Source organism: Pseudomonas sp. S3_A09 (genome assembly GCF_054668065.1).
Genome location: NZ_CP162752.1, coordinates 703,385 through 727,397, shown reverse-complemented (window position 1 = coordinate 727,397; position 24,013 = coordinate 703,385). Strand labels below are relative to the sequence as shown.

The window sequence follows — 24,013 nt, the reverse complement described above, 5'->3', positions numbered from 1 at the left end:
AGGCGGTCAACCTTGGAAACGACGAGTTGACCGAGTGTACGAGCGCAATCGTTATTCAGCCAGTTTTGCGAGGATCTTGTACACCACGGTGCCGAGAATCAGCAGCATGCCGATCCACATGCCAAACACGCCGAGTGGCTTGTCACGGAAGTTGAAGCCTACGGCAAGCATGATCATGCCGATCAGGATCGGGATAAGCATGGCGTGGAAGGAGGACATGGAGATCATGGTGCGACGGCCTTGTCGGAGTGGGAATACTGACAAGTCTAGGCGCGATTACGGGAAATGGAATTGATGTGAGTCAGATAGCGTGGTGGGTATCTGCAATCGTCATCGCGGGCAAGCCCGCTCTCACAGTTGAAATGCATTCCCCTGTGGGAGCGGGCTTGCCCGCGATGGCCGCGCCTCGGTCTCAGGGCAAGTCGTGGCTCGCGTAGAACGCGCCCAGCACCTTCACCAGATGCGCCAGGTCATGGCTGCCGCACAGCTCACGAATGGAGTGCATGGCAAACGTCGGCAGGCCGATGTCCACGGTGCGCACGCCCAGGTGGCTAGCGGTGATCGGGCCGATGGTGGAGCCGCAGCCCATGTCGCTGCGTACCACGAAGCTCTGCACCGGTACTTCCTGGGCCATGCACAGGTGGCGGAAAAACCCGGCGGTTTCGCTGTTGGTGGCGTAGCGCTGGTTGCTGTTGACCTTGATCACCGGGCCGGCGTTGAGCTTGGGACCGTGGTTGGCGTCATGCTTCTCGGCGTAGTTCGGGTGTACGCCGTGGGCGTTGTCCGCCGACACCAGCAGGGATTTCTGAATGGTACGTACGAATTCATCACCTTCCGGCAACAAGCGACGCAGGGTCTGTTCCAGCATCGGGCCATCGGCACCGCACGCCGAGCAGGAACCGACTTCTTCGTGGTCGTTGCACACCAGCACGCAGGTTTCTTCGCTGTCGCTGGTGAGCAAGGCTTGCAGGCCGGCATAGCAGGACAGCAGGTTGTCCAGGCGTGCACCGGCGATGAAGTCGCCGTTCAGGCCGATGACTGCAGCGCTTTGGGTGTCGTAGAAGCTCAGCTCGTAGTCGAGCACCACGTCGGCGTTCAAACCATGTTCGCGTGCAAGCTGCTCGGTGAGCACGGCACGGAAGTCCACGCGCTCGTCCCCGGCAAATTGCGCGAGGATGGGTGGCAGCTCGGTCTGGGCATTGATCGCCCAGCCCTGGTTGGCTTCACGGTTTAGGTGAATGGCCAGGTTGGGGATGATAGCGATAGGCAGCTTGAAGTCGATCAACTGGCTTTCGACCTTGCCGTCGCGGCGGAACGTCACGCGGCCGGCCAGGGACAGGTCGCGGTCGAACCATGGCGCCAGCAGTGCGCCGCCATAGACTTCCACGCCCAGTTGCCAGAAACCCTGGCGTTGCAGTTCCGGCTGGGGCTTGACCCGCAGGCACGGGCTGTCGGTGTGGGCGCCGACCAAGCGGATACCGCCCTGCAGCGGCGAATGACGGCCGAGCTTGAAGGCGATGATCGAGGAATCGTTGCGGGTCACGTAATAGCGACCGTTGGCCTCGGTGGTCCAGGTTTCGCGCTCATCGAGACGCTGGTAACCGGCCGCTTCCAGGCGCTGGGCCAGGGCGGCAGTGGCATGAAAAGGAGTAGGGGAGACCTTGAGGAAGTCGATCAGGCCTTGATTCAACGCTTCGCGCATAAATAGCTCCAGACAGCAATGCGCGGAGTTTACCGTTCGATGGCCAGAAGTGCACAGAACAAATGTGGGAGGGGGCTTGCTCCCGATTGCGGAGTGTCAGTGAGCAAATACAGTGACTGACACTCCGCCATCGGGGGCAAGCCCCCTCCCACATTTACCCGTGTTCGCAGCTTAAAAGGGGGCAGGGCACTCAAAGCGCAAGCGCTCGCCGCTTTGTGGATGGGTGAAACTGAGCATGCTTGCATGCAGGCACAGCCGCGGCCAGGCAGCCAACGCTTGTTCATGGGCATACAAGCCATCACCCAGCAACGGATGCCCGATGGACAGCATATGCACACGCAACTGGTGCGAGCGCCCGGTGATCGGCGTCAGTTCCACGCGGCACCAGTCGCCACAACGCTCCAACACTTTCCAGAAGGTCAGCGCATGCTTGCCGAATTCGTGGTCCACCACATGCCGTGGTTTGGTTGGCGGGTCGTAGCGCAAAGGCAAGTCGATGCTGCCGCTGTCCAGTTCCGGTTGGCCCCAGGCCAGGGCGGTGTAGGCCTTTTCGGTTTCACGGTCGTGAAACTGGCGGGACAGTTCGCGGTGGGTGTCGGCGTCACGGGCCAGGAGGATGATGCCGGAGGTTTCCCAGTCCAGGCGATGGACGATGCGGGCTTCAGGATAGCCGTTTTCCTGCAGGCGGGTGATCAGGCAGTCCTTGTTGTCGTCGGCGCGGCCAGGCACCGAGAGCAGCAGAGTGGGCTTGTTCACCACCAGGACAGCGTCGTCCTGATAGAGGATATGGATGTTGGACAGCGGCATTAAACAGCCTCGTAACAAACGCCAACGGCGGCTCGCCCACCCGGTTCCCGAAAAGGGATCAAGGTGTGTGAGCCGCCGTGGCGACCGCCTGTTCGATCAACGATCAGGCAGGGTGATATTGAGTTCCAGAATCGAGCAGCTGCCGTCATTTTCCAGAGCGACATGCACGTCATCGTTGCCGATATTGACGTACTTGCGGATCACCTCAACCAGTTCCTTCTGCAAGGCTGGCAGGTAGTCCGGCGTGCTGCGTTGGCCGCGTTCGTGCGCCACGATGATCTGTAGACGCTCTTTCGCTACCGACGCGGTCGTAGGCTTTTTGTTGGCGCGAAAGAAGTCGAGAAATTTCATTGTTTAGTTGCCTCCAAAGATACGCTCGAAGAATCCCTTCTTCTTGACATCGAGGAAGCGGTGTTCCACGGTCTTGCCCAGCAGGCGATCCACTGCATCGCTGTACGCCTGGCCGGCGTCGCTCTGGTCGTCAAGAATCACCGGAACACCCTGGTTGGAAGCCTTCAGGACGGCCTGGGATTCTGGGATCACGCCCAGCAGGGTCACTGCGAGGATTTCCTTCACGTCTTCAACACCCAGCATTTCGCCGTTGCTGACGCGCTCAGGGTTGTAACGGGTGAGCAGCAAGTGCTCCTTGATCGGGTCCTGGCCTTCTTCGGCGCGCTTGGATTTGCTGGCCAGCAGGCCCAGCATGCGGTCCGAGTCACGTACGGAGGAGACTTCCGGGTTGGTCACGACGATGGCTTCATCGGCGAAGTACATCGCCAGGTGAGCGCCGGTCTCGATACCGGCCGGCGAATCGCAGACCACGTATTCGAAGGTTTCCTTCAGCTCGGCCAGGACTTTGCCTACGCCTTCTTTGGTCAGCGCGTCTTTGTCACGGGTCTGGCTGGCGGCCAGCACGTACAGGTTCTCAAGGCGCTTGTCCTTGATCAGGGCCTGTTGCAGGTTGGCTTCACCGTTGACCACGTTGACGAAGTCATACACCACGCGGCGTTCGCAACCCATGATCAGGTCGAGGTTACGCAAGCCGACGTCGAAGTCGACAATAACTGTCTTGTGGCCGCGCAGAGCGAGACCGGTACCGATAGCGGCGCTGGTGGTGGTCTTACCCACACCACCCTTGCCGGATGTAACCACGAGAATCTTGGCCAAGGTGTTTCACCCCTAAGGAAGAAGGACGTTTCGGTCCCTGAAAAACATCTCTTGGAACTCGCTGCAGGCGGACAGCCTTGTAGGAAAAAAATATTCCTACATAAGTAATGCCGGTTTCGCTGTGCTATCAGAGTCTAGAGATGCTTGGAAAATGCGGCAGTATCCGTTAAAGACGGATGATGTTCAACACATCGCCCGACAGGTTGACCTGCACCGAAGCCCCCCACAGCGGATCACGGCGCAAATCTTCTGAAACCTTGTACTGGCCTGCGATGGACACTAGCTCAGCGGTCAACTGCTGGCAAAAAATACGGGCCTTGGTATCACCCTTGATGCCGGCGAGGGCACGTCCGCGCATCGGGCCGTATACATGGATGTTGCCATCGGCAAGAAGTTCCGCCCCCGGGCTGACCGAAGAGATCACCACCAAGTCGCCACCCTGGGCGTAAATCTGCTGTCCGCCGCGTACGGGCGAGGTGATGATCTTTGTAGGCTTGATCGTAGGCTCGGGTGGTTTTTCCGGTTTTTTCTTCTCTTCACCGACCAATGGTTCAAGCGGACGCTCGCGCGCGCCGGACGGTGGCAGTACTGGCAGTTCAATGGCGATTGCAGCGGCAATGTCTTCAATACGGCTGGCGCGGATTGCCAGGGTACGTAGGCCATGGGAGCGGCACACGCGCATCAGACCGGGCAGGTCGATGCTGCCTTGGCCGGCCGGCAGTTTGTCCAGCGCCAGTACCAGCGGGGCATTGTTGAAGAAATTCGGCGCCAGGGCGACCTTGGCGGCGAGCTGGCGGTCCAGGGCGTCGAGGTCGTTACGGGCGAGTTCCAGCACGGTGATGGCGAGCATGCTGCCTTTCAGCTGGAACACGGGATCTTGGTCTAGCGGTTCGGTTTGGCTCATGGTCGGCAAAAGCGGCTTGTCACGAAAAGTGTCGAGACTTATAACGAGAACACTCACCCGCCGCAAGCCGAGTCGAACCGTTGTAGAATGCGCGGCCCTTGTCTTTACCGGAATCTGTAATGGATCGCCCGCGTTTTCGAGCTGTATTTCTTCACCCGCGTTTCTGGCTGTTATGGCTGGGACTCGGCCTGTTGTGGCTGGTCACTCAACTGCCGTATCGCGCGCTGCTGACCATTGGTCGCCTGCTGGGCGCCGGCATGTACCGTGTGGCCGGCGAGCGTCGCCGCATTGCCGCGCGCAACCTGGAACTGTGCTTCCCGGAAAAATCCGCCAAAGAGCGCAAACAGCTGCTCAAGGAAAATTTCGCCTCCACTGGCATCGCCTTCTTTGAGATGGCCATGAGCTGGTGGTGGTCGCGCCAGCGCCTGGCGCGCCTGGCCCACGTCGAGGGCCTGGAACACCTCAAGCAAGCCCAGCTGGATGGCAAGGGCGTGATCCTCATGGCCCTGCACTTCACTACCCTGGAAATCGGCGCGGCGTTGCTGGGGCAAAAGCACACCATCGATGGCATGTACCGCGAGCACGGCAACCCATTGTTCGACTACATCCAGCGCCGTGGCCGCGAGCGCCACAACCTCGATTCCCTGGCCGTGGAGCGCGAAGACGTGCGCGGCATGCTCAAGCTGCTGCGCGCCGGCCGGGCCATCTGGTACGCGCCGGACCAGGACTACGGCGCCAAGCAAAGCATCTTCGTGCCGCTGTTCGGTATCCAGGCCGCCACCGTGCCGGCCACCAGCAAGTTCGCCAAGCTGGGCAAGGCATTGGTGGTGCCGTTCACCCAGCAGCGCCTGGCCGATGGCAGCGGTTACCGCCTGGTGATTCATCCGCCGTTGACTGACTTCCCAGGCGAGAGCGATGAAGTCGACTGCCTGCGCATCAACCAATGGGTAGAAGCCTCGGTACGTGAATGCCCTGAGCAATACCTGTGGACCCATCGCCGCTTCAAGAGCCGGCCACCGGGTGAGCCTAAGCTGTACGAAAAACGCCGCCGATAAGACAGACATTTCCCCACATGGAGTGACGCAATGCGCCCAGCTGAACCGGTTACAGGCTTGATTCTTTCCGGCGGCGGGGCGCGAGCGGCGTATCAAGTGGGGGTATTGGCGGCAATTGCCGAACTGTTGCCGCCGGGCGCACCCAACCCTTTCCCGGTGATTGTCGGCACCTCGGCCGGCGCGATCAATGCGGTGAGCCTGGCCAGTGGCGCCACGGACTTCAGGGCCGCGATACAACGTCTTACCGCTTTCTGGCAGGGCTTCCGTAGCCATCTGGTGCTGCGCAGTGATTGGCCGGGGGTGATCCGCCAGGCCAGCCGTTTCTTGATCCACAGCCTCCTGGGCCTGGGCGCTCAGGTGCCGGTGGCGCTGCTCGACAGCACGCCCCTCAAAGCGCTGCTCAAAGACAAGCTGCACTTGCCCGGCATCGATGAAGCCATTCGCAATAAGCACCTGCACGCGGTGGCGGTCACGGCCTTCGGTTACGAGTCCGGCCACGCAGTGACCTTCTACCAGGGCGGCGGCACCATCGACGCCTGGTTGCGCCATCGTCGCATCGGCATGCCCACACAACTCACGGTTGAACACCTGCTGGCCAGTTCAGCGATTCCCTTGCTGTTTGCGCCGGTCAAGCTCGACCAGGAGTATTTCGGCGACGGCGCCGTACGGCAGTCGGCGCCCATCAGTCCGGCGTTGCACCTGGGGGCCAGTCGCGTGCTGGTGGTTGGCGTCAGCGGCAACCCACGCGGCAATGAACCAGCGACGCAACGTACCTACACCGGCCAGGAGCCGACCTTGGCACAGATCGGCGGGCATATGCTCAACAGCACCTTCATTGACAGCCTGGAAAGCGATATCGAGTTGCTGGAGCGCTTGAATCAGTTCAGCCATGCCGCGCCTGGTGTGGCGGCGGTGGACGTGCTGGTGATTGCGCCCAGCCAGCCGATCGATGAAATCGCCGCGCGGCACCGTCAGGAATTGCCGGCGGCATTGCGCTTGTTTTTGCGTGGGCCGGGGGCGACCAAGACGAGTGGGGCAGGGGTATTGAGTTACTTGCTGTTCGAGGCGGGGTATTGCAGCGAGTTGATCGAGTTGGGGCGCAAGGATGCGCTGGCCAAGCGCGAGGAACTCACCCGGTTCCTCGGCCTGACACCGAACCTGTAGGAGCCGGCTTGCCGGCTCCTACGAGGGTCAATCAGAAGTGATACTTGACCAGGAAGCTCGCAGTGTCCTGGTTAGTCTTGAACGCGCCCGAATCTTCGATCCCGTACTTGTTCTTCCAATAGTCGTATTCAAAGCCGACATACAACTGCTTGTCGCCCCAATGCAGCGCTTTACCCAGGTCATATTTGACCTGCGGGTTGAAGTGCAGGTTGGCGTGGTAAGTGCCACGGGCGTTCTTGTCGTTGTCGACTACCCAGTCCATAAAGCCGTCGATCAGGATATTCGAGTTGCCCACCGGGATCGTGTACGACCACACCGGAGTGATCTGCCAAACACCGTCACCCGGGCGATTGCCTTCGGTCTGGCGCTGGTAGAAGTTCAACTGGAAGTAGTCGAAACCGGGGATGTTCAGGTCAAAGCCGGGGCCGAGCAGGTACGACTCGTTATCGCCTTCGCCAAACTCGTAAGTGAACGCCAGCAGCACGTCTTTGATTGGGCCGAACGACAGGTCTTTATCAAAGATCTTGCCGAACGACAGGCGCGGGCTTATTTCACCGTAGTAAGTACTGGGGCCGACGTTGCCGTCTTCCTTGCCGTTGTAAAAGATGCGGTCGACGAAGATAAAGTTGTCGCCGTATCTCCAGGCATCGGCATGTTCGAACGTGACGGTTTGCTGGATCTGCGGGTTGACGGTAAAGCTCTTGCCCCACAGATAAGTCAGGCTGTTGTTCTGCCACTGCAACAGGTCACCGGCCACGGCTTGGCCACCGGCCAGCAGTGATCCCGCCAGCATCAGGCCTTTGAACATAGGTTTCATTCGGTTGCTCCCGAGTTAAAGTTTTATGGTTTTTCTTCTACGCAGGCGCTCTGGTGTGGCGCCTTTTGGTCCGCTGCAAAAATCGTCTGTTCGGTCAGCTTTAGTGCTTTTAGCAAGAGCTGCGCCAAGGTGTTTAAAAAGCCAAAAAATCCCTGTCGGCTGCATCGGATGCAGTCGAATTCAGAGGACTTTTGCGCACTTTGGCCGCAGACATAAGGCCGGGATAAGTTGGCCTTGCAGTCAGCTTTTACATTCGCTGTTTTTTTTTGAGTCGATTCGAGCGGGCGCGGAGAATACTGGCTCCCAGGCCGTGGCTCAAGTGCGCTGTTAGAGAGCGCGTGGGGCGAGAATGGGGCACGGCTTGTGGCCGGCCCCAAGTGAAGGGTGTGCATGTTGATATTCCTGTTTCGTTATTGTTTTTGTTAGAACGAAGGAATCAATGCGTAGGGGCAACTTCAGGGCGTTCCGCGCCGCCCAGGATGTTGAACAGGATATTCAGCGACAACGCGCTGAGCGTGGCCATGGCGATGCCGCTGTGGGTAATCGGGCTCATCCACAACGGTAGCTGCGCGAAGAACTCCGGGCGCACCACGGGGATCAGGCCCATGCCGATACTGACCGCCACCAGCAACTGGTTGCGACGGTCGGCGATGTCGGCTTCCTGCAGGATCTTGATCCCGGTCGCCGCCACCATGCCGAACATGGCGATGGCCGCGCCGCCCAGCACCGCCGGAGGAATCGACGCCACCAGGTAGGCGGCCTTGGGCAACAGGCTCAGCACGATGAGGAAGACCCCGGCCATAAGGGTGACCGAACGGCAACGCACGCCGGTCATCTGCACCAGGCCGATATTCTGTGCGAACGAGGAGTGGGTAAAGGTGTTGAAGAAACCGGCAAAGAACGACGCGCCGGCATCACACAGCAGCCCGCGACGTAGCATCTTCGGCGTGACGTCTTGGCCGGTGATCTTGCCCAGGGCGAGGAACATCCCGGTGGACTCGACAAAGATGATCACCACCACCAGGCACATCGACAGGATCGGCGCCAACTCGAACGTAGGCATGCCGAAATGCAAGGGTGTCACCACCTGCACCCAGGGCGCCATTGCCAGGCCGCTGAGGTCCACCATGCCGAGTGCACCGCACAAGGCGTAGCCCAGGCCCATGCCGATCAGCACCGAGATGTTCACCCAGAAGCCGCGCATGAAGCGGTTGATCAGCAGGATGGTGGCGAGTACCAGTGCGGCAATCGCCAGGTAGATTGGTGAGCCGAACGTGGCGGTGGCACTGCCGCCGCCGGCCCAATTCACCGCCACCGGAAACAGCGACAGGCCAATTGCGGTGATCACTGTGCCAGTCACCAATGGTGGGAAAAAACGCACGACCTTGGACATGAACGGCGCGATGAGCATGCCAAAGAACCCGGCGGCGATGGTCGCGCCGAAGATCCCCTGCAACCCGATGCCTGGCATGCCGGCCATCGCGACCATGCTGCCGACGGCGGCAAAACTGGCGCCCATCATCACCGGCATGCGAATGCCCACCGGGCCGATGCCGAACGACTGCACCATGGTGGCGATACCGGCCACGAGCAGGTCGGCGTTGATCAGAAAGGCGATTTCTTCACGGCTCAGGCCGGCGGCCTGGCCAATGATCAGGGGCACGGCGACGGCGCCGCCGTACATCAGCAAGACGTGTTGCAGGCCTACCAGAATCAGTTGCAAGAGGGGCAGCCGCACCATGGCGGGCGCGGCGGGAATCTGCGGTTCGGCTAACTCGGTCATGCAACACCTCGGATCTTTTTTATTTTTGTGTTGTGTGGAACGCAATCTCTACAGCACCACAAATCCCCTGTGGGAGCGGGCTTGCTCGCGAATACGGTGTGTCAGTCATTGAATGTGTTGACTGATCCAGCGCCTTCGCGAGCAAGCCCGCTCCTACATTTGGATCTGTGTGAATCAGTCAGTTAATTGGTGCGGGCTCCCTGCTTGATCCAGGTACCAATCAAATCCCGCTCCTGCTGGGTCATCTGGGTGATGTTGCCCAACGGCATGATCTGGCTCGTCACGGCTTGCGCTTGAATACGCGCGGCCTGCTGCTGGATCTGCGCCGGTGTGTCAAACATCACCCCGGCCGGCGCGGTGCTGAACAGCGGGCTGGTGGGCTTGGCCGAATGGCACACAGTGCAACGCTGCTCGATCACGCTGTGGATCTGGCCGAAATCCGTGGTGGCCTGGGCCGGTGCCGGTTCAGCGGCCGGAGCAGCCGGTGCGGCAGGTGCAGCGGGTTTCAAACCACCGCCCAGCGCCGTTTCCGGCAATGGCTGGTACTCGATGGCGGCGGGCGCCTTGGCCACTTCTGGTGCGGTCGACACCGGTTTTGGTCCGGTGACGTAGGCCAGACAGATCATCGCCAGCGCGCCAACCGGCAAGGTCCACGCATACTTCTGGCTGTTGTGACGGGTATTGAAGTAGTGCCGTACCAACACCGCCGCCACCGCGATACCCGCCAGGATCAGCCAGTTGTATTGGCTGCCGTAGGTGCTCGGGAAGTGGTTGCTGATCATGATGAACAGCACCGGCAAGGTGAAGTAGTTGTTGTGACGCGAACGCAGCAAGCCCTTGGCCGGCAGTGCCGGGTCGGGCGTGCGATTCTCTGCGATCGCTGCGACCAACGCGCGTTGCGCCGGCATGATGATGCGGAACACGTTACCGACCATGATGGTGCCGATCACCGCACCGACGTGCAGGTAGGCGCCACGGCCACTGAACACTTTGCTGAAGCCGTATGCGGCGGCAATCAACAGCACGAACAGAATGAAGCCGAGCAGGGCAGGGCGCTTGCCCAGGGCCGAGTCGCAAAGGAAGGAGTAGATGAACCAGCCGGCGAACAGTGAGCCTATGCCCAGCAACACGCCTTCCGGACCACTGAGGCTGCTGCCCGGGGCCAGCAGGTACAACGTGGGGTTCCAGTAAAACACCACGCACAGCAGCGCAATGCCCGACATCCAGGTGAAATAGGCTTCCCATTTGAACCAGTGCAGGTTGTCCGGCATGGTCGGCGGCGCCAGTTTGTATTTTTCCAGGTGGTAGATACCGCCACCGTGGATCGCCCACAAGTCACCGGCCAGGCCGCTCTTGGGGTTGACGCGATTGAGGTTGTTTTCCAGCCAGACGAAGTAGAAAGAAGCGCCGATCCACGCGACGCCCGTGATCATGTGAACCCAGCGCACGCTCAGGTTCAGCCATTCCATCAAATGTGCTTCCACAGTCCTTACCTCTCGCCTGTCACCCTTGTTGTCGGGTGATCAGACCTTCTCTTATTGGTGGGGGGCGAGGATCAACCGCTCATCCTCTTTGAAAAAATGCTCATCGCAGTTATTGCCTGTGCCACTGCGATCAACCACCAGGAAGTCATCCCGCTTTTCGATCGTCAGCACCGGGTGGTGCCAGACGCCGCGATGGTAATTAATGCCCTGCCTGCCGTTGGTGACGAAGGCGCGGACCAAGCCCGATACAGGTTCATCGCCAAGTGGCGCGACCACGATCAGAAAGGGGTTGCCGAGCAGCGGAATGAAAGCCTGGCTGCCCAGCGGGTGTCGTTCCAGCATGCACACAGTCAGCGGCATGTCCTGCGCGTCGGCGCGGAAGATGCTGATGATGGCGTGGTCTTCCGGCTGTGCGGTTTCGACCGTGGCCAATTTGTGAAAGCGCATGGTCGACCCGTTGTTGATCATGAAGTGATCGCTGCCGTCGGTTTCGATAACGTCTCCGAAAGGCGCGAAGGCTTCTTTGGTCAGGGGTTCGATCATCAGTGTGCGCATGGCTGTCTTCTTAAGTTTCCGAATTTGATGTTGTCTGGTCTACCGCTATCGCGGGCAAGCCCGGCTCCCACATTTGACCGCGTACCCCTGTGAGAGCCGGGCTAGCCCGCGATTGGGTTCACCCTTATTTCGCTACCTTGCCCAAGACGCGCAGGCGGCTCACACCACCATCCGGGAACACATTCAGGCGGATGTGGGTAATCGGCCCCAGCGCCTTGATCTGCTCGGCGAAGGTGTGTTCGGCGTGCATTTCCAGTTTCTGCGCCGGCAGCAATTCGCGCCAGAACAACGATTGGGTTTCGATCTGGCTGTCGGTGCCGCCCTTCACGAAGGCGCCCTGGATCGAGCACGTGTCCGGGTAGTTGCCCTTGAAGTGCAGGGTATCGACGATGATCTTCTCGATCTCGCCCGGGTGGCCCAGGGCGACGATCACCCAGTCATTGCCTGGCGTGCGACGACGTGCGGTTTCCCAGCCGTCACCCATGTTGATGCCACGGCCTGGGTTGAGGATGTTGCTCATGCGGCCGAAGTGTTCATCGGAGCAGGCCAGGGCGCGACCGCCGTTCAGTGCGGCAGCCAGGTCGACCTGTTCGTTGTCGCCCACCGAGGACCAGTCGCGGAACGGCACGCCGTACACGCGCAGACGGGCCACGCCGCCATCCGGGTAGATGTTGAAACGCAGGTGGCTGAACGCCTGGTCGTTGTTGATCTCGTGGTAGTGGTGGCTGTTGCCTTGCAACTCGACGGCGGACAGCACTTCCACCCACTGGGTGTTGTCATCCGGCTCGCCCGAAGCCAGGAAGCAGGCTTCCAGGGAGGCCGACGGCGGGAAGTTGCCGGTGAAGAATGAAGTGTCGATGTCCACGCCCTTGATCGAACCGGGTACACCCAGGCGGATCACTGCGCTGTCGTAGCCTTCGAAGCGCTTGCGGCGCGACTCCCAGCCGTCCATCCACTTGCCGTTGTCATCGAAAACGCCCTCCTTCCACACGGCCGGGGTCGGCTGGAACAGGCGGTTGGCGTCGGCGAACCAGTCATCGGTGACGGAGATGATCTTGGTGCCCAGGCGGGCGTCGGCCAGGTTGACGAACTTTTCGAAAGGTACGGCGTAAGCTTTCATTCTTCTTGTCTGCCTTAAAAAGAGTGGCTGGGGATGGTCGTTTAGAGGGTCAGTAATCGGAACAACGCGATCTTGTTGATCTCGGCCAGTGCGCATTTGAACTCAGCGTCCGCCGAGTGGTGGATGCGCGTTTCGAACGCGGCCAGGATCTGATGTCGGTTGCTGCCTTTTACCGCCATGATGAAGGGAAACTTGAACTTGGCCTTGTAGGCATCGTTCAGCTCGGTGAAGCGTGAGAACTCTTCGGCCGTGCATTGGTGAATACCGGCGCCAGCTTGCTCATTCGTGCTGGCTTCGGTCAGTTGGCCCTGGACGGCGGCTTTGCCGGCCAGGTCCGGGTGAGCGTTGATCAGCGCCAGTTGACTGGCATGATCAGCGCTCAACAGGATGTCGCTCATGCGCTGGTGCAGGGTTTCGATCTGGTCGATCGATGCGTCCTGGCCCAGCGCGAAGGCCTTTTCGGCCACCCATGGCGAATGTTCGTAGATGTCGGCGAAGGCGTTGACGAATTCATCGCGGCTCAGGGTCGACGGCTTAAGGGTTTGGAACGCAGTCATTTCGCTGCTCCCGTGTACGGATGGGTTTCCTGCCAGTGACGGGCGATATCGACGCGGCGAGTGAACCACACGTGTTCGTGACCTTTGGCGTACTCGATAAACCGCTTCAACGACGCCAGGCGTGCCGGACGGCCGATCAGGCGGCAATGCAGGCCGATGGAAAGCATCTTCGGCGCCTCGGCGCCTTCGGCGTAAAGCACGTCGAAGGCGTCCTTGAGGTATTCGAAGAAGTCATCGCCCTTGTTGAAACCCTGCACCTGGGTGAAGCGCATGTCGTTGGTGTCCAGGGTGTAGGGAATCACTAGGTGCGGCTTGCCGGTGGGGTTGTTGGGCTCCCAGTAGGGCAGGTCGTCGTCGTAGGTGTCGCAGTCGTAGAGGAAACCGCCTTCCTCCATCACCAAACGCCGGGTGTTGGGGCCGGTGCGGCCGGTGTACCAGCCCAGTGGGCGTTCGCCAGTCAGTTCGGTGAGGATGCGGATCGCTTCGAGCATGTGCTCGCGCTCCTGGGCCTCGTCCATGTATTGGTAGTCGATCCAGCGGTAGCCGTGGCTGCAGATTTCGTGGCCGGCCTCGACCATCGCGCGGATCACATCCGGGTGACGCTGGGCAGCCATGGCCACGGCGAAGATGGTCAGTGGGATATCGAATGCTTTAAACAGCTTGAGGATGCGCCACACGCCGGCACGGCTGCCGTATTCGTACAGCGACTCCATGCTCATGTTGCGTGCGCCTTGCAGCGGCTGGGCCGAGACCATTTCCGAAAGGAAGGCTTCGGACTCTTTGTCTCCGTGCAGGATGTTGCGCTCGCCACCTTCTTCGTAGTTGAGTACGAAAGACAGCGCAATGCGCGCCTTGCCCGGCCAGTGGGGGTGAGGAGGGTTACTGCCGTAACCGATCAGGTCGCGTGGGTAGTCAGCGCTCACTGCAGTCTTCCTTCTTGTTCGTCGTGTTAGCGATGAGTGATTGTATACAACTTATTGTCCACTTTGTAAGCCTAGATTTCTGCATTTTTTCCGCGGGCCACTGGAATAAACACCTGCAAGAAACTTGCCCAACCGGTCAGCTAACCTGGCAAAAATTCCTTGCGGGAGCGAGTGTGCCCGTGAAAAACGTGAGAGCGTCAACTTTCAGCCTGAACGCCAGGGTTTTTGTTGACGATTTTCGCGAGCGCGCTCGCTTCCAAAGGGGAGCGATGGCGTGTTGAATTTATTGTGTACAATTTTATTTAAAAGTGTCTTAATCAGTCACTGCCGGCTTTTTCGCTGCTCTGAAAAGGTGCGGATCACTTTTCTACTGACTATGGGAGGCGCGTAGACGCCATGGGACGTTTGACCACACACGTTTTGGACGCCGCACACGGTTGCCCCGGCAGCGCAATCAAGGTGGAGCTGTACCGCGTCGAAGGCGCACAGCTGGAGCGGGTAGCCACCGCGGTGACCAACAGCGACGGCCGCTGCGACGCACCATTGTTGCAAGGTGATGATTACCGCAGTGGGGTGTACCAGCTGCAATTCAGCGCGGGTGATTATTACCGCGCCCGTGGTGTGCAACTGCCAGATCCTGCCTTCCTCGACGTGGTGGTGCTGCGTTTCGGCATCAGCGCCGAACAGGATCACTATCATGTCCCGCTGCTGATTTCGCCTTACAGCTACTCCACCTATCGCGGTAGCTGAGCGTCACCTCGCTTCACACCCCCAAAGCTCTTCGTTGGTTTCGCCCGCGCACACTGCGGGCTTTTTTTGCCCGTTGCACGGCTAACTATCTAGTGCCGTGGGGCGGTTGGTGATGTTTAGGCTGGGCGTTTTCCTCCTCGATAAGAAAGCATCATGACATTGCCCACGGATCACCCGAGCGCTGCGCCCTCTTTCGATCCCGACGATCCCCATGCGTTACAGTCTATTCGGGAGCCATTGATGCGGCGGATCGCCGCCGCCACCCGCCCCAGCCGTCTGATCAATCAGATCGCGCTTGCCGACTCGCGGTGTAAAGAGTCGACGCATGAACTTGCTCGCCTGATAGGGCGTTCGCCCAAAATCCTGGCGGTCATTCGCGCCCAGTTGCGCAAAGCGTTCGCAATGGAACCGGATAGCCTGTTGTTTACCGAGTCCAGGCCACCGGGCATACCCCACAAAGTCGACAGCCTGACCGACCGGGCGTTGTCGTTACTGGCCCTGCCCACGGTGGTGACCAACGTCAATCAATTCACTGCATTGAGTGTCAGGGGCGATCCGAACAAACAGTTACCGTACACGCCGCAGGAGGTTTTGCAGCGTGTTATAGCGCTGAGGCTCTTTGAGCGACTGGATCACGCGGCCTCGCGCTATTGGAACACCCTGGTGCCTGGATCCTGGCTCACACGTCGCGAGCGTTGGGTCGAGTTGCAAAAGGCGCTCTTCGCCGACCGTGCCTTCATGGCGTTGCAGTTGGAGGAGTTGACGAGTGCGGGCATGGCCATGGTGCAAGCCCTGATCGATGCTCCGGCCGCAGCAGCGCGTGAGCGCGCCGGTGGGGAGTGGGCCAGCGTGAAAGTGAGCCAATTGATGTGGCCGGGTACTCCTGCCGTCGCGATTCCCGGTGCGTTGTATCTTTACCGGGAGGGCAATTCCAGCGACGCGTCACATGTGGTTTATCTACCGGGGGCGGTTCGGAATTTTTACGAGGCCGCGTCCTTCAATGCCCTGCAGTGCGACCTGCTGGCGTTGAACGAGTCCCTGTTCCATGAGCTCTGGGATTGCTTGCCGATCAGTCGCCGTAAGGCGTTGCACCGGCCGGCAGATATATCGCCAGCGGCTGGTTTTATTTGTGGCTTGGAGGTGATGGACGATGCACTGGAGCAGGGCGCCCAGGCGTTACTGGCCGGGCAATGGAACAACGAGCTGGGATGTGCGGTAAAGGTTCATTTTGCGCACGTGTTTTCTGACCAGAAACCCGCACCTCAACCCCTGAACGCAGCGCTGTTTCTTACGCATGCGCAGTGCGCCCGAAAGCAATTGGCCGGTGGCGCTCGGCTCGGCTCCATGGGCGATCACTTGCTCAGGTGGGACCAGCAACGACGCGCTGAAGAAATAGTCTTCGCCAGTTCAGCGCCGGGTTTGGCCCTGCTCACCGAGGAACAGCAGGTCAAGCGCTATGAAAAACGTCTGCTCGCACTGCTCAACCTGGATGACATCAGCGCAGAAACGCCAGCCTATCTGGAGATCATGTCCCTGATGGGGCAACTCAGCGTGCATGCCTTTGTGCTGAATACGGCGATGCAAAACGCAAGGTCCCGGCTGCTCGAGCTGGCTTTCTGGGCGGAGCGTCCTGACGGAGCAGGTAGAGCCCGACGGGTTAATCGTTTTATGCAGGCCCAGACCGAATCCTTGCGGTGTGAGGTTCAGTTGCTACACCGACTCAAGTTGATCGGTACGGCCCATCGAGATTTGGTGATTGAAGTGGTAGCGCAGCCCTCGGCAACCCGATTCGCGGACACTGATACCCGGGTGTTGTCGATTGCGGTGGGCAGCGAGCCGGACGCCTTCTACCCGCTTCATAACGTCTGGGTGATAACGACGGCGGCTGCGATGAGGGTCCCGACCCGCCAGCATCCGGTGGTGTTGTACGCGTTTGGAGTGGAGGGTGGGGTAAAGGCGTTTTCCTGTGTGGACGCATTGACCCGGAGCCTAAAGGCCAGCTTGAGCAGCCTTGACGGCTCGGTGCTGTGGGGCGCTGTCGAGCGTGATAAACGCCGCGACCTGCGTGCCCATGCGGCGCGGGCAACACTCGCTGTTCGTTACCTTGAGATCAAGGGCAAGCCAGCGCTGGCCGCACTGAAAAAATTGCTCGGTTGTTACCATCGCCTGGAGACAAGCACCGAGGACATTACACGCATTTTCAGTGAGGTAAAGGGCCCCGAGTTGAGTCGTGCGCTATTGAGGGGCGAGCTGGAGGAGCAGCTGAAAATCCCCGTCAATAATGCCCTGAGCCAGGCTTGGGCGAATGTCGAGCTACTGCGCAAAACCGTGTCTGAGGCGAAGAAACTGCCCACGTGGCTGGCATATGCCACGCGCGCCCAGCGTAAAAAATTCATGCACTTGCAGCGTCTGTACCTGAGCAGTACCTATGCCTTCGAAAACCGGCTTGAGTACGTGCTGCCTGACCTGTATACGTTCGCCCGTCGCACCTTGAAGACTCGCTTGAGTCAGGATGGTATCTCCCCGCAGTGGGATATCGATGCGCCCTTTATTGATATGCCTGATGGCGTATACGGCAGCTTTTGTGTCGGCTCAGCCACGTGCACGGTGGGCGATCGCAACATAAGACTGACCCCGACCGCTGAGCGGACAACGTTCAGTCTGCTGCAACTGGCACTGCACAACCTGGACCCGCTGGCCCCCTGGACGAAGTGGCGACTCAATCGTGCCCGTTATCTAAAGCCTGACTGGCAGCAGCGGCTCAATGCGGGTTACCTGATCAGTCTGGTGTCCTCACTGGATATCGGCGGCCAGTACGATGCGTTGATCAATGAGGTGTTTTATCCACGCGTTGACGCTCACGGAAGGCCCGGCGAAGGGCGTATTCCCGAGCTATTGAATCGTGCCTTGCGTACCGGCTTTGAGCATCATCTTTTCTCGGCCGCTCAGCGGGGGCTGTCGGCTACCGCACAGCGTGTATTCAACACGGCAATGGCGGCAAGAACACCGCAAGATCTGTTGAAAAACCAGCACCAGTTGCAGTTGTACGTGATTCAATTGGTGGGGCACACGATGCTGCATGATCGCTATATCGCGGGGATTGTGCTGGTGCACGACGAGACTTCCGGGGTGTGCGTGGTCTATTGGCCCGAGGCGGCGCAAAACCTGATACTCACCGAGTACGGCAGCCTGCAACGGGCCCATGATGAACTCAACCGTATCGGTGCATTGCCGGACAACGCCAAGGCGCTGGCGCGACAGGTCGCCCCCGGTTGGGCAATTGATCCAATAACCCATCATCCGGATGGCATCACCTTCAGTTTGCTGGACCGATTACCTGGTTTTTTCATGGTGAAGGGGGTTTGGCAGGGGCTTGAGTTTGTACGCTCATTTAGCATCAAGCACCTGGAGCCCACACCGATACCGGACCTGATTGAAGCTCAAGTCCTCGAGCAGATTGCCTGTGATCCACAGCACTGGCTGGCGGTTGTCCCAACCTCTCACAGCCATGCCCAGGCCTTGCTGTACCGCGCCAGCGTGCTTGAACTGCAACGCCGGACCCAGGCCGCCAGTGATTCCGGCAAGACGCTGCAGGAATATCGAGCTCGCCGCCTGGGTGAGCAGAGCGATGCCACCCGGCGTAGGTTGGTAGGTTTTTTTTCTCCGCTCTACGGGATGTTCAATGAAGCCTATGAGTTGTTGCTGGTCGCGCGGCGTTTTCATCGTTTTGGTGATGCTCACGATGCCGTCGATGTGGGTTTTATGAGCGTGTTTTTGGCGATCGACCTGTTTTCGAACTTCATACCCGGCCCGAGGAAGGCGGGCAGTGCCGTACCCCGTATTGCACGGCCAACACTGAGCGCCGTGTTGGGTCGGATACATCGCTTGCGCATGGCCGAAAACAGTGGGCCTTCGCGCTTTGCGCCACCCGCGGTGACTCAGCTCAAAGCGCTGGAGCGTTTCAAGGTCAAAGGCGTACCTGAGGGAGCCGTAGCGCTCAAAGGTGCCAGCGAGCGTGGTGTCTACGTGAAAAATGGCGAGTGTTTCGTGGAGGATGGCACCCACCAGTTTCCGCTTTACCGGCGCGGCAGCGAGCAGTGGTTGCGTCTGAAAAACCGGCAGTCACCGGGTCAAGACGAACTGATTCTGACTATCCACCAGCCCAGGGAATGGTTACTGAGCGCGGATGCGCCGCAACCGATGGCGGGGCCGAGTTCGGGCAGTCTCAACCCGTGGCGTCCACCCACGCCACCGCCGCCCGATTGGCGCCCACCGACTGTGCACGGGGCAACGGAAGACGCCATTCGTCAGTCCATGACGACGTCTGACCATTGGTTGAATTGGCGTACCCAACCTCCGGACACGCAGATGAGTTCCCCGGCGCCTGGGATATTCCATAACGCGTTGGATGCCCGTGGATTTCCGCACTATCTCCTGCAGATGGCGCCCCCTGATGCAGGCGTGCTTGATCTGTGGAGTGGTTATTACAGGCTGCTCCCGCAAGGTGACCAGGCGCCCTTGGATGGCATCGTGTTTATCCACCGCAATGAGCCGCTGGTTTCACTGGCGACCCTGAGCCTTGAACGTTGGGCAAGCTCGGAGTTACACGAGCAGCCCTTTCCGGTGTCACGTAATCCTGCGGGTCACTGGCAGGTTCATAAACGCTTGTTCGATAGGCCTTTGTCGCAGTCTGTAGGCACAGCGTTCCCGACCCTTACCGCCAAAAGCCGAGAGTTTGCCGTGGCAAGGATTATTGAATTGTCAGGCCCGGAGCGTCCCGCGACGGCCAGCCACATGCTCAATGTCAGGGCGACGCTGGACAATTGGTTGCCCGCGGCCCCCGCGAGGCCGGGTCAGACGGATGATTTGCTGAGAATGCTGCGGGCCACCGAGAGGGGAAGAACATCGATATTCATTAGTCTGGAAGACAAGGCCCCAGGCTTCACTCGTGTCGATTTTCGGATCCACAATTTGGACCCGGCGCTTCGCCCCCGGGGCGGCAGGCAGACGGAGCAGCGGGGTATTGCAATGCGTCAGGCTGTCACGCGGGAGTTGCAGCAGCAGGGCTTCGATGTGCAGCAGGTTCAGGTAAGACGTTCGAATGTACTTGTACATGACCTGATCGCGACTCATGCCCTTTCCAGTTCGAACGAGGTTTACTACCTATCAACCCATTGGACTTACGCAGGTACGATAAGGTTGAACACACGGCTGACGAATGAATGGTTCAAAAAAACCTTCATCGACCATCCTCATCTGCTTCCGTTGGCAAGCGTCAAGCGTGCCATGAGGGAAAACCGTCTGATCAGGATTGTTGCAGGCATTCAATGGAGTACTGAGGGCATGAGTCAACCCAGCGTTTATTTTGCCAAAGTCAGCCCGTCCTGACCTTGATCAGCGCCATCACCCCCGCGCCGCCGAATAGCCCCGCACTGACACGGTTGAACCAGCTCTGGCCGTTGCCGCTGCGCAGATAGCGCGCAGCGCCCTGGGCGCCAAGGCCGTAGGCCAATTTGCAGAGCAGATCGAGCATGGCCCAGGTGGCGATCATGACCAACAGTTGTGAGAGGAACGGTTGCTCGCGGTTGAGAAACTGCGGCAGGAAAGCAGCAAAGAACAGGATGTCCTTGGGGTTACTGGCGCCCAGTACAAAGGCGCGGCCAAACAAGGCGCGAAAACGCGGTGTGGCGATGGCCTGGGGGACCACCGCACCCTGGGAGGGTTGGCGCGATTGCTGCCAACTCTGCCAGGCGAGGTAGAACAGGTAGAGCGCGCCGACGATCTTCAGTGCGCTGAACACTTGTTCTGAGGCCAGCAGCAACGCGCCCAGGCCAAGTGCCGAGGCGCTCAACAGACAGATTGAGGCAAACACGCCGCCAAGAAACGCCGGGTACGAGCGACGCAGACCATAGTTGAGACTGTTGCTGATCATCAACAGGGACAGTGGCCCCGGGATCAGGATCACGATCAATGCCGCGCCGCTGAACAGCAGCCAGGTTTCCAGGGTCATGCGTCACTCCTTTTTATAGAAATACGAACTTGGCGATGAAAATCGCGCACAGCACCCACAGGCTTACGGAAATGTCGCGGTACTTGCCGGTGCCCGCCTTCAGCGCCACATAGGTGATAAAGCCCAGGGCGATGCCGTCGGCGACCGAAAACGTCAGCGGCATCATAATCGCCGTGACGATCGCCGGAATGCTGTCGGTGGCTTCGTCCCAGTTGATATGCGCCATGCTCGCCATCATCAGCATCGCCACATAAATCAGCGCGCCGGCCGTGGCATAGGCTGGGATCATGCCGGCCAGCGGCGCGAAAAACATCGCGGCCACAAACAGGATACCGACGGTCACGGCGGTCAACCCGGTGCGGCCACCGGCGGCCACACCCGCGGCACTTTCCACATAGCTGGTCACCGGCGGCACGCCAACCATGGCGCCGAACACACTGGAAGCGCTGTCGGCTTTCAGTGCGCGGGAGAGGTTATCGATCTTGCCATCGGCATTGACCAAGCCGGCCCGTTGCGCGACGCCCATCAGTGTACCTGCGGTATCAAACATGTGTACAAAAAGAAATGCAAATACAACGCTAATCATGCTGACATTGAACACACCTTTAATGTCCATCGCCATCCACGTCGGCGCCAGGCTCGGTGGGGTGGAGATCATACCGTTGTAGTGCACCAAACCCAGGCCCCAGCCGGCCAGGGTCACAGCAATGATGCTGATCAGGATCGCGCCGAACACGCGGTGGTAGCTGAGGATGGCGATGAGCAGAAAGCACACGGCCGCCAGCAGCGGCGCGGGTTCATGCAGCGAACCGAGCTTGATCAGCGTGGCCGGGCTCTCGACGATAATCCCGGCGGTTTTCAGGCCGATCACCCCGAGGAACAAGCCCACCCCGGCGCCCATGGCGTGGCGCAGGCTGACGGGAATGCTGTTGAGCAGCCATTCACGCACCCGCGAGAGCGTCAGGCCCATGAACAACACGCCGGAGATAAACACCGCGCCCAGCGCGGTTTCCCAGGTGTAGCCCATGGTGCCGACCACGGTGTAGGTGAAGAACGCGTTCAAACCCATGCCCGGCGCCAGGCCCACCGGCCAGTTGGCGTACAGGCCCATCAGCAGGCAACCCAGCGCGGCGGCAATGCAGGTGGCAACGAACGCCGCGCCGTGGTCAATGCCGGCGTCGGCCATGATATTGGGGTTGACGAAGATGATGTAGGCCATGGTGATGAAGGTGGTAAGGCCGGCGATCAGCTCGGTCCTCACTGTGGTGCCATGCAAGCGCAGTTTGAACAGGCGTTCCAGCCAGCCGTTCTGTGAGGGGGCAAGGTCGAGCGTCGGGGCTTCGGATTTGCGGCTATCCACAGCGAGTACTCCTCAAGAGTTTTATTGTTATTTCCAGCGCCGGTCACGGATGGGCCGCAGCGCTTTGAGGTACTGGCGGGTTTTGTTGACCAATAGGTCAGGAACTCGCGCGAAGCGAATTATGCTTTTGTATACAAATAAAGCAAATAATGTTTTCGAATAGCCGCGTGAAGGGCTAGCTCGCGCTCAATGCCTGGTTGACGGCCAGCCATCCCGTCACCGCTTCTTCGCCCGCTTCACTGAACGCGCGTTGCAACAGTTTCACCTGTTCACGACGCAGAGAGTGCTCGAAACGCGAGCCTTCCTCAGTCAATTCCAGCAGGCGTTTGCGCTTGTCGGTCTCGGACGCAACGCTGTTCACCAAGTGCATTTCCTGCAACTGGCGCAATGGAATGTTCAGCGCCTGCTTGCTCACGCCGAGCAATTCCAGCAGTTCCTTCACGCTCAAGGCTGGGTAACGCGCGATAAAAAACACAATGCGCTGATGCACCCGGCTCAGACCACGGCGCTCAAGCATTTCGTCGGCCTTGGCGGTAAACGCCTGGTAGCCGAAGAAGAACGCTTCCATGGCTTCTTGCTGGGCGGTGGGGTTTTTAAGGTCAAGCATATTGACGTATCCGTCTAAGTTGTCGTAATTTCGGTCAATCAGTTTGACGTATTTCCCACAGGCTTCGCTACCGGTGACCTTATGGCCTTCTCTGAACGTGTTACGCGCCTCAAAAGCTCCTTGATCCGTGAAATCCTCGCGGCAGCCCAGCGCCCGCAAGTGATGTCGTTCGCCGGTGGCCTCCCGGCCGAAGCCATGCTGCCCGCGCTGGACTGGGATGACATGCCCCTCAACATCGGCCAATACGGCATGAGCGAAGGCGAGCCGCAGTTGCGTGAACTGCTCGCCGCCGAAGCCCGCGCACTCGGCGTGCCGTGCCAGGCCAGCCAAGTGCTGGTGGTCAGCGGTTCCCAGCAAGCCCTGGACCTGGCGGCCAAGCTGTACATCGATAAAGGCACCCAGGTTCTGTTGGAAGGCCCGACCTACCTGGCCGCGTTGCAGATCTTCCAATTGTTCGGCGCCGATTGCCTCACGGTACAACTGGAGGCCGACGGCCCAAACCTGAGCGCGCTGCGCGCCAGCCTCGAACGCCATCGTCCGGCATTCATCTACCTGATCCCGACGTTCCAGAACCCTTCGGCGGTGCGTTACAGCGAAGCCAAGCGCGAAGCTGTCGCCGCATTGCTCGATGAATTCGGTGTCACGCTCATCGAAGACGAGCCCTACCGTGAACTGACCTTCGATGGCGGCAGTGCCAAACCCATCGTCGGGCGCCTGAAAAAGGCCAGTTGGATCTACACCGGCACCGTGTCCAAGACCCTGTTGCCAGGCCTGCGTGTCGGCTACCTGATCGCCAGCCCGGACCTGTTTGCGCACCTGCTCAAACTCAAGCAATCGGCCGACCTGCACACCAATCGTGTCGGCCAATGGCAGGCGATGCAGTGGATCGGCAGCGAAAAATACCAGCAGCACCTGGTGGAACTGCGCAGTTTTTATCGCGAACGCCGCGATGCGTTCCAGGCTGCGCTACAGCGTCATTTTGCCGATCTGGCCGACTGGCAAGTGCCCCAAGGTGGATTATTCTTCTGGCTGACCTTGAAACAACCACTCGACACCCGCACCTTGTTGGCGCCAGCGTTGGAACAGGACGTCGCGTTCATGCCCGGTGAACCGTTCTTTTCCGAACCGGACCAACACCCTGGTTCGCTGCGGCTCAATTTCAGCCATATCGACCCGGCCCGCCTCGACGAAGGTCTCAAGCGCCTGGCCGCCGTGGTCCGGCAAGCACAGCACGCGCAAGCGGCATAA

Annotated in this window: 22 protein-coding genes; 5 read left to right on the top strand and 17 right to left on the bottom strand. The window is 59.7% G+C overall.

The window, feature by feature from the left end:
• Positions 1-51: 51 nt before the first annotated feature.
• From AB4N92_RS03520 to minC, 6 genes are all read right to left on the bottom strand, one after another.
• Positions 52-228, bottom strand: a complete 177-nt coding sequence (locus tag AB4N92_RS03520; protein WP_010208820.1) for a hypothetical protein — start codon at positions 226-228, stop codon at positions 52-54.
• A gap of 184 nt (positions 229-412) precedes the next feature.
• Complete coding sequence (locus tag AB4N92_RS03515) at positions 413-1,702, bottom strand: M18 family aminopeptidase (RefSeq protein ID WP_010208821.1); 1,290 nt, start codon at positions 1,700-1,702, stop codon at positions 413-415.
• Between the two features lie 171 nt (positions 1,703-1,873).
• A complete protein-coding gene (locus AB4N92_RS03510) occupies positions 1,874-2,509 on the bottom strand; it encodes an RluA family pseudouridine synthase (RefSeq protein ID WP_010208822.1) in 636 nt (211 codons plus the stop codon).
• A 96-nt stretch (positions 2,510-2,605) separates the two neighbouring features.
• Positions 2,606-2,860, bottom strand: a complete 255-nt coding sequence (gene minE / locus AB4N92_RS03505; protein ID WP_010208824.1) for a cell division topological specificity factor MinE — start codon at positions 2,858-2,860, stop codon at positions 2,606-2,608.
• A gap of 3 nt (positions 2,861-2,863) precedes the next feature.
• Positions 2,864-3,676: a septum site-determining protein MinD gene (gene minD, locus AB4N92_RS03500; RefSeq protein ID WP_003175251.1), complete on the bottom strand. Its 813-nt coding sequence runs from the start codon at positions 3,674-3,676 to the stop codon at positions 2,864-2,866.
• 166 nt (positions 3,677-3,842) lie between these two features.
• Positions 3,843-4,580, bottom strand: coding sequence for a septum site-determining protein MinC (minC, locus tag AB4N92_RS03495; protein ID WP_010208827.1), 738 nt, complete (start codon positions 4,578-4,580; stop codon positions 3,843-3,845).
• Between the two features lie 119 nt (positions 4,581-4,699).
• On the opposite strand from minC, the gene AB4N92_RS03490 reads away from it, so the two are divergent.
• Together AB4N92_RS03490 and AB4N92_RS03485 are read left to right on the top strand one after the other, a co-directional pair.
• Positions 4,700-5,635, top strand: coding sequence for a lipid A biosynthesis lauroyl acyltransferase (locus AB4N92_RS03490; RefSeq protein ID WP_010208829.1), 936 nt, complete (start codon positions 4,700-4,702; stop codon positions 5,633-5,635).
• A 30-nt stretch (positions 5,636-5,665) separates the two neighbouring features.
• Entirely contained in the window at positions 5,666-6,799 is a 1,134-nt protein-coding gene (locus AB4N92_RS03485; RefSeq protein WP_021490810.1) for a patatin-like phospholipase family protein, read from the top strand.
• A 31-nt stretch (positions 6,800-6,830) separates the two neighbouring features.
• Here the strand turns inward: AB4N92_RS03485 and AB4N92_RS03480 are convergent, their stop codons facing one another.
• The 8 genes from AB4N92_RS03480 to puuE all read right to left on the bottom strand — a co-directional run bounded on the left by AB4N92_RS03480 (position 6,831) and on the right by puuE (position 14,038).
• Positions 6,831-7,616: an outer membrane protein OmpK gene (locus tag AB4N92_RS03480; RefSeq protein WP_236267113.1), complete on the bottom strand. Its 786-nt coding sequence runs from the start codon at positions 7,614-7,616 to the stop codon at positions 6,831-6,833.
• A 23-nt stretch (positions 7,617-7,639) separates the two neighbouring features.
• Positions 7,640-8,008 carry a hypothetical protein gene (locus tag AB4N92_RS03475; RefSeq protein ID WP_236267114.1) on the bottom strand — a complete coding sequence of 123 codons (369 nt, stop codon included), beginning with the start codon at positions 8,006-8,008 and terminating at the stop codon, positions 7,640-7,642.
• 44 nt (positions 8,009-8,052) lie between these two features.
• Positions 8,053-9,399 carry a nucleobase:cation symporter-2 family protein gene (locus tag AB4N92_RS03470; protein ID WP_010208832.1) on the bottom strand — a complete coding sequence of 449 codons (1,347 nt, stop codon included), beginning with the start codon at positions 9,397-9,399 and terminating at the stop codon, positions 8,053-8,055.
• 182 nt (positions 9,400-9,581) lie between these two features.
• Positions 9,582-10,883: a urate hydroxylase PuuD gene (locus AB4N92_RS03465; protein WP_236267115.1), complete on the bottom strand. Its 1,302-nt coding sequence runs from the start codon at positions 10,881-10,883 to the stop codon at positions 9,582-9,584.
• Between the two features lie 51 nt (positions 10,884-10,934).
• Positions 10,935-11,438 (bottom strand): ureidoglycolate lyase, encoded by a 504-nt coding sequence (locus AB4N92_RS03460; protein WP_010208834.1) that lies wholly within the window; start codon positions 11,436-11,438, stop codon positions 10,935-10,937.
• A 124-nt stretch (positions 11,439-11,562) separates the two neighbouring features.
• Positions 11,563-12,558 (bottom strand): allantoicase, encoded by a 996-nt coding sequence (alc, locus tag AB4N92_RS03455; RefSeq protein WP_010208835.1) that lies wholly within the window; start codon positions 12,556-12,558, stop codon positions 11,563-11,565.
• A 41-nt stretch (positions 12,559-12,599) separates the two neighbouring features.
• Positions 12,600-13,115 (bottom strand): 2-oxo-4-hydroxy-4-carboxy-5-ureidoimidazoline decarboxylase, encoded by a 516-nt coding sequence (gene uraD / locus AB4N92_RS03450; protein ID WP_010208836.1) that lies wholly within the window; start codon positions 13,113-13,115, stop codon positions 12,600-12,602.
• A complete protein-coding gene (puuE, locus tag AB4N92_RS03445) occupies positions 13,112-14,038 on the bottom strand; it encodes an allantoinase PuuE (protein WP_010208837.1) in 927 nt (308 codons plus the stop codon). Before puuE ends, uraD begins: the two co-directional genes overlap by 4 nt.
• Positions 14,039-14,434: 396 nt before the next feature.
• Here puuE and uraH point away from each other — a divergent pair, with 396 nt between their 5' ends.
• Together uraH and AB4N92_RS03435 are read left to right on the top strand one after the other, a co-directional pair.
• Positions 14,435-14,788 (top strand): hydroxyisourate hydrolase, encoded by a 354-nt coding sequence (gene uraH, locus AB4N92_RS03440; protein ID WP_021490807.1) that lies wholly within the window; start codon positions 14,435-14,437, stop codon positions 14,786-14,788.
• A 153-nt stretch (positions 14,789-14,941) separates the two neighbouring features.
• On the top strand, positions 14,942-20,176 hold the full coding sequence (locus AB4N92_RS03435; RefSeq protein ID WP_236267116.1) for a dermonecrotic toxin domain-containing protein: 5,235 nt from the start codon (positions 14,942-14,944) through the stop codon (positions 20,174-20,176).
• Here the strand turns inward: AB4N92_RS03435 and AB4N92_RS03430 are convergent.
• From AB4N92_RS03430 to AB4N92_RS03420, 3 genes are all read right to left on the bottom strand, one after another.
• On the bottom strand, positions 20,163-20,798 hold the full coding sequence (locus AB4N92_RS03430; protein WP_010208841.1) for a LysE family translocator: 636 nt from the start codon (positions 20,796-20,798) through the stop codon (positions 20,163-20,165). The genes AB4N92_RS03435 and AB4N92_RS03430 overlap by 14 nt on opposite strands.
• Before the next feature lie 13 nt (positions 20,799-20,811).
• A complete protein-coding gene (locus tag AB4N92_RS03425; protein ID WP_021490805.1) occupies positions 20,812-22,158 on the bottom strand; it encodes an NCS2 family permease in 1,347 nt (448 codons plus the stop codon).
• A 175-nt stretch (positions 22,159-22,333) separates the two neighbouring features.
• Positions 22,334-22,765: a MarR family winged helix-turn-helix transcriptional regulator gene (locus AB4N92_RS03420; RefSeq protein WP_010208844.1), complete on the bottom strand. Its 432-nt coding sequence runs from the start codon at positions 22,763-22,765 to the stop codon at positions 22,334-22,336.
• 81 nt (positions 22,766-22,846) lie between these two features.
• On the opposite strand from AB4N92_RS03420, the gene AB4N92_RS03415 reads away from it, so the two are divergent.
• Positions 22,847-24,013 carry an aminotransferase-like domain-containing protein gene (locus AB4N92_RS03415; protein ID WP_021490804.1) on the top strand — a complete coding sequence of 389 codons (1,167 nt, stop codon included), beginning with the start codon at positions 22,847-22,849 and terminating at the stop codon, positions 24,011-24,013.

Excerpts from the sequence above, each read along its gene's own strand:
- AB4N92_RS03490 (WP_010208829.1), top strand. The coding sequence starts at position 4,700 with ATGGATCGCCCGCGTTTTCGAGCTGTATTTCTTCACCCGCGTTTCTGG.
- AB4N92_RS03515 (WP_010208821.1), bottom strand. The coding sequence starts at position 1,702 with ATGCGCGAAGCGTTGAATCAAGGCCTGATCGACTTCCTCAAGGTCTCC.
- AB4N92_RS03430 (WP_010208841.1), bottom strand. The coding sequence starts at position 20,798 with ATGACCCTGGAAACCTGGCTGCTGTTCAGCGGCGCGGCATTGATCGTG.
- AB4N92_RS03480 (WP_236267113.1), bottom strand. The coding sequence starts at position 7,616 with ATGAAACCTATGTTCAAAGGCCTGATGCTGGCGGGATCACTGCTGGCC.
- uraD (WP_010208836.1), bottom strand. The coding sequence starts at position 13,115 with ATGACTGCGTTCCAAACCCTTAAGCCGTCGACCCTGAGCCGCGATGAA.
- uraH (WP_021490807.1), top strand. The coding sequence starts at position 14,435 with ATGGGACGTTTGACCACACACGTTTTGGACGCCGCACACGGTTGCCCC.
- AB4N92_RS03475 (WP_236267114.1), bottom strand. The coding sequence starts at position 8,008 with ATGCACACCCTTCACTTGGGGCCGGCCACAAGCCGTGCCCCATTCTCG.
- minE (WP_010208824.1), bottom strand. The coding sequence starts at position 2,860 with ATGAAATTTCTCGACTTCTTTCGCGCCAACAAAAAGCCTACGACCGCG.
- AB4N92_RS03470 (WP_010208832.1), bottom strand. The coding sequence starts at position 9,399 with ATGACCGAGTTAGCCGAACCGCAGATTCCCGCCGCGCCCGCCATGGTG.
- minC (WP_010208827.1), bottom strand. The coding sequence starts at position 4,580 with ATGAGCCAAACCGAACCGCTAGACCAAGATCCCGTGTTCCAGCTGAAA.
- AB4N92_RS03520 (WP_010208820.1), bottom strand. The coding sequence starts at position 228 with ATGATCTCCATGTCCTCCTTCCACGCCATGCTTATCCCGATCCTGATC.
- AB4N92_RS03460 (WP_010208834.1), bottom strand. The coding sequence starts at position 11,438 with ATGCGCACACTGATGATCGAACCCCTGACCAAAGAAGCCTTCGCGCCT.
- AB4N92_RS03510 (WP_010208822.1), bottom strand. The coding sequence starts at position 2,509 with ATGCCGCTGTCCAACATCCATATCCTCTATCAGGACGACGCTGTCCTG.
- AB4N92_RS03415 (WP_021490804.1), top strand. The coding sequence starts at position 22,847 with ATGGCCTTCTCTGAACGTGTTACGCGCCTCAAAAGCTCCTTGATCCGT.
- AB4N92_RS03435 (WP_236267116.1), top strand. The coding sequence starts at position 14,942 with ATGACATTGCCCACGGATCACCCGAGCGCTGCGCCCTCTTTCGATCCC.
- AB4N92_RS03485 (WP_021490810.1), top strand. The coding sequence starts at position 5,666 with ATGCGCCCAGCTGAACCGGTTACAGGCTTGATTCTTTCCGGCGGCGGG.
- alc (WP_010208835.1), bottom strand. The coding sequence starts at position 12,558 with ATGAAAGCTTACGCCGTACCTTTCGAAAAGTTCGTCAACCTGGCCGAC.
- AB4N92_RS03420 (WP_010208844.1), bottom strand. The coding sequence starts at position 22,765 with ATGCTTGACCTTAAAAACCCCACCGCCCAGCAAGAAGCCATGGAAGCG.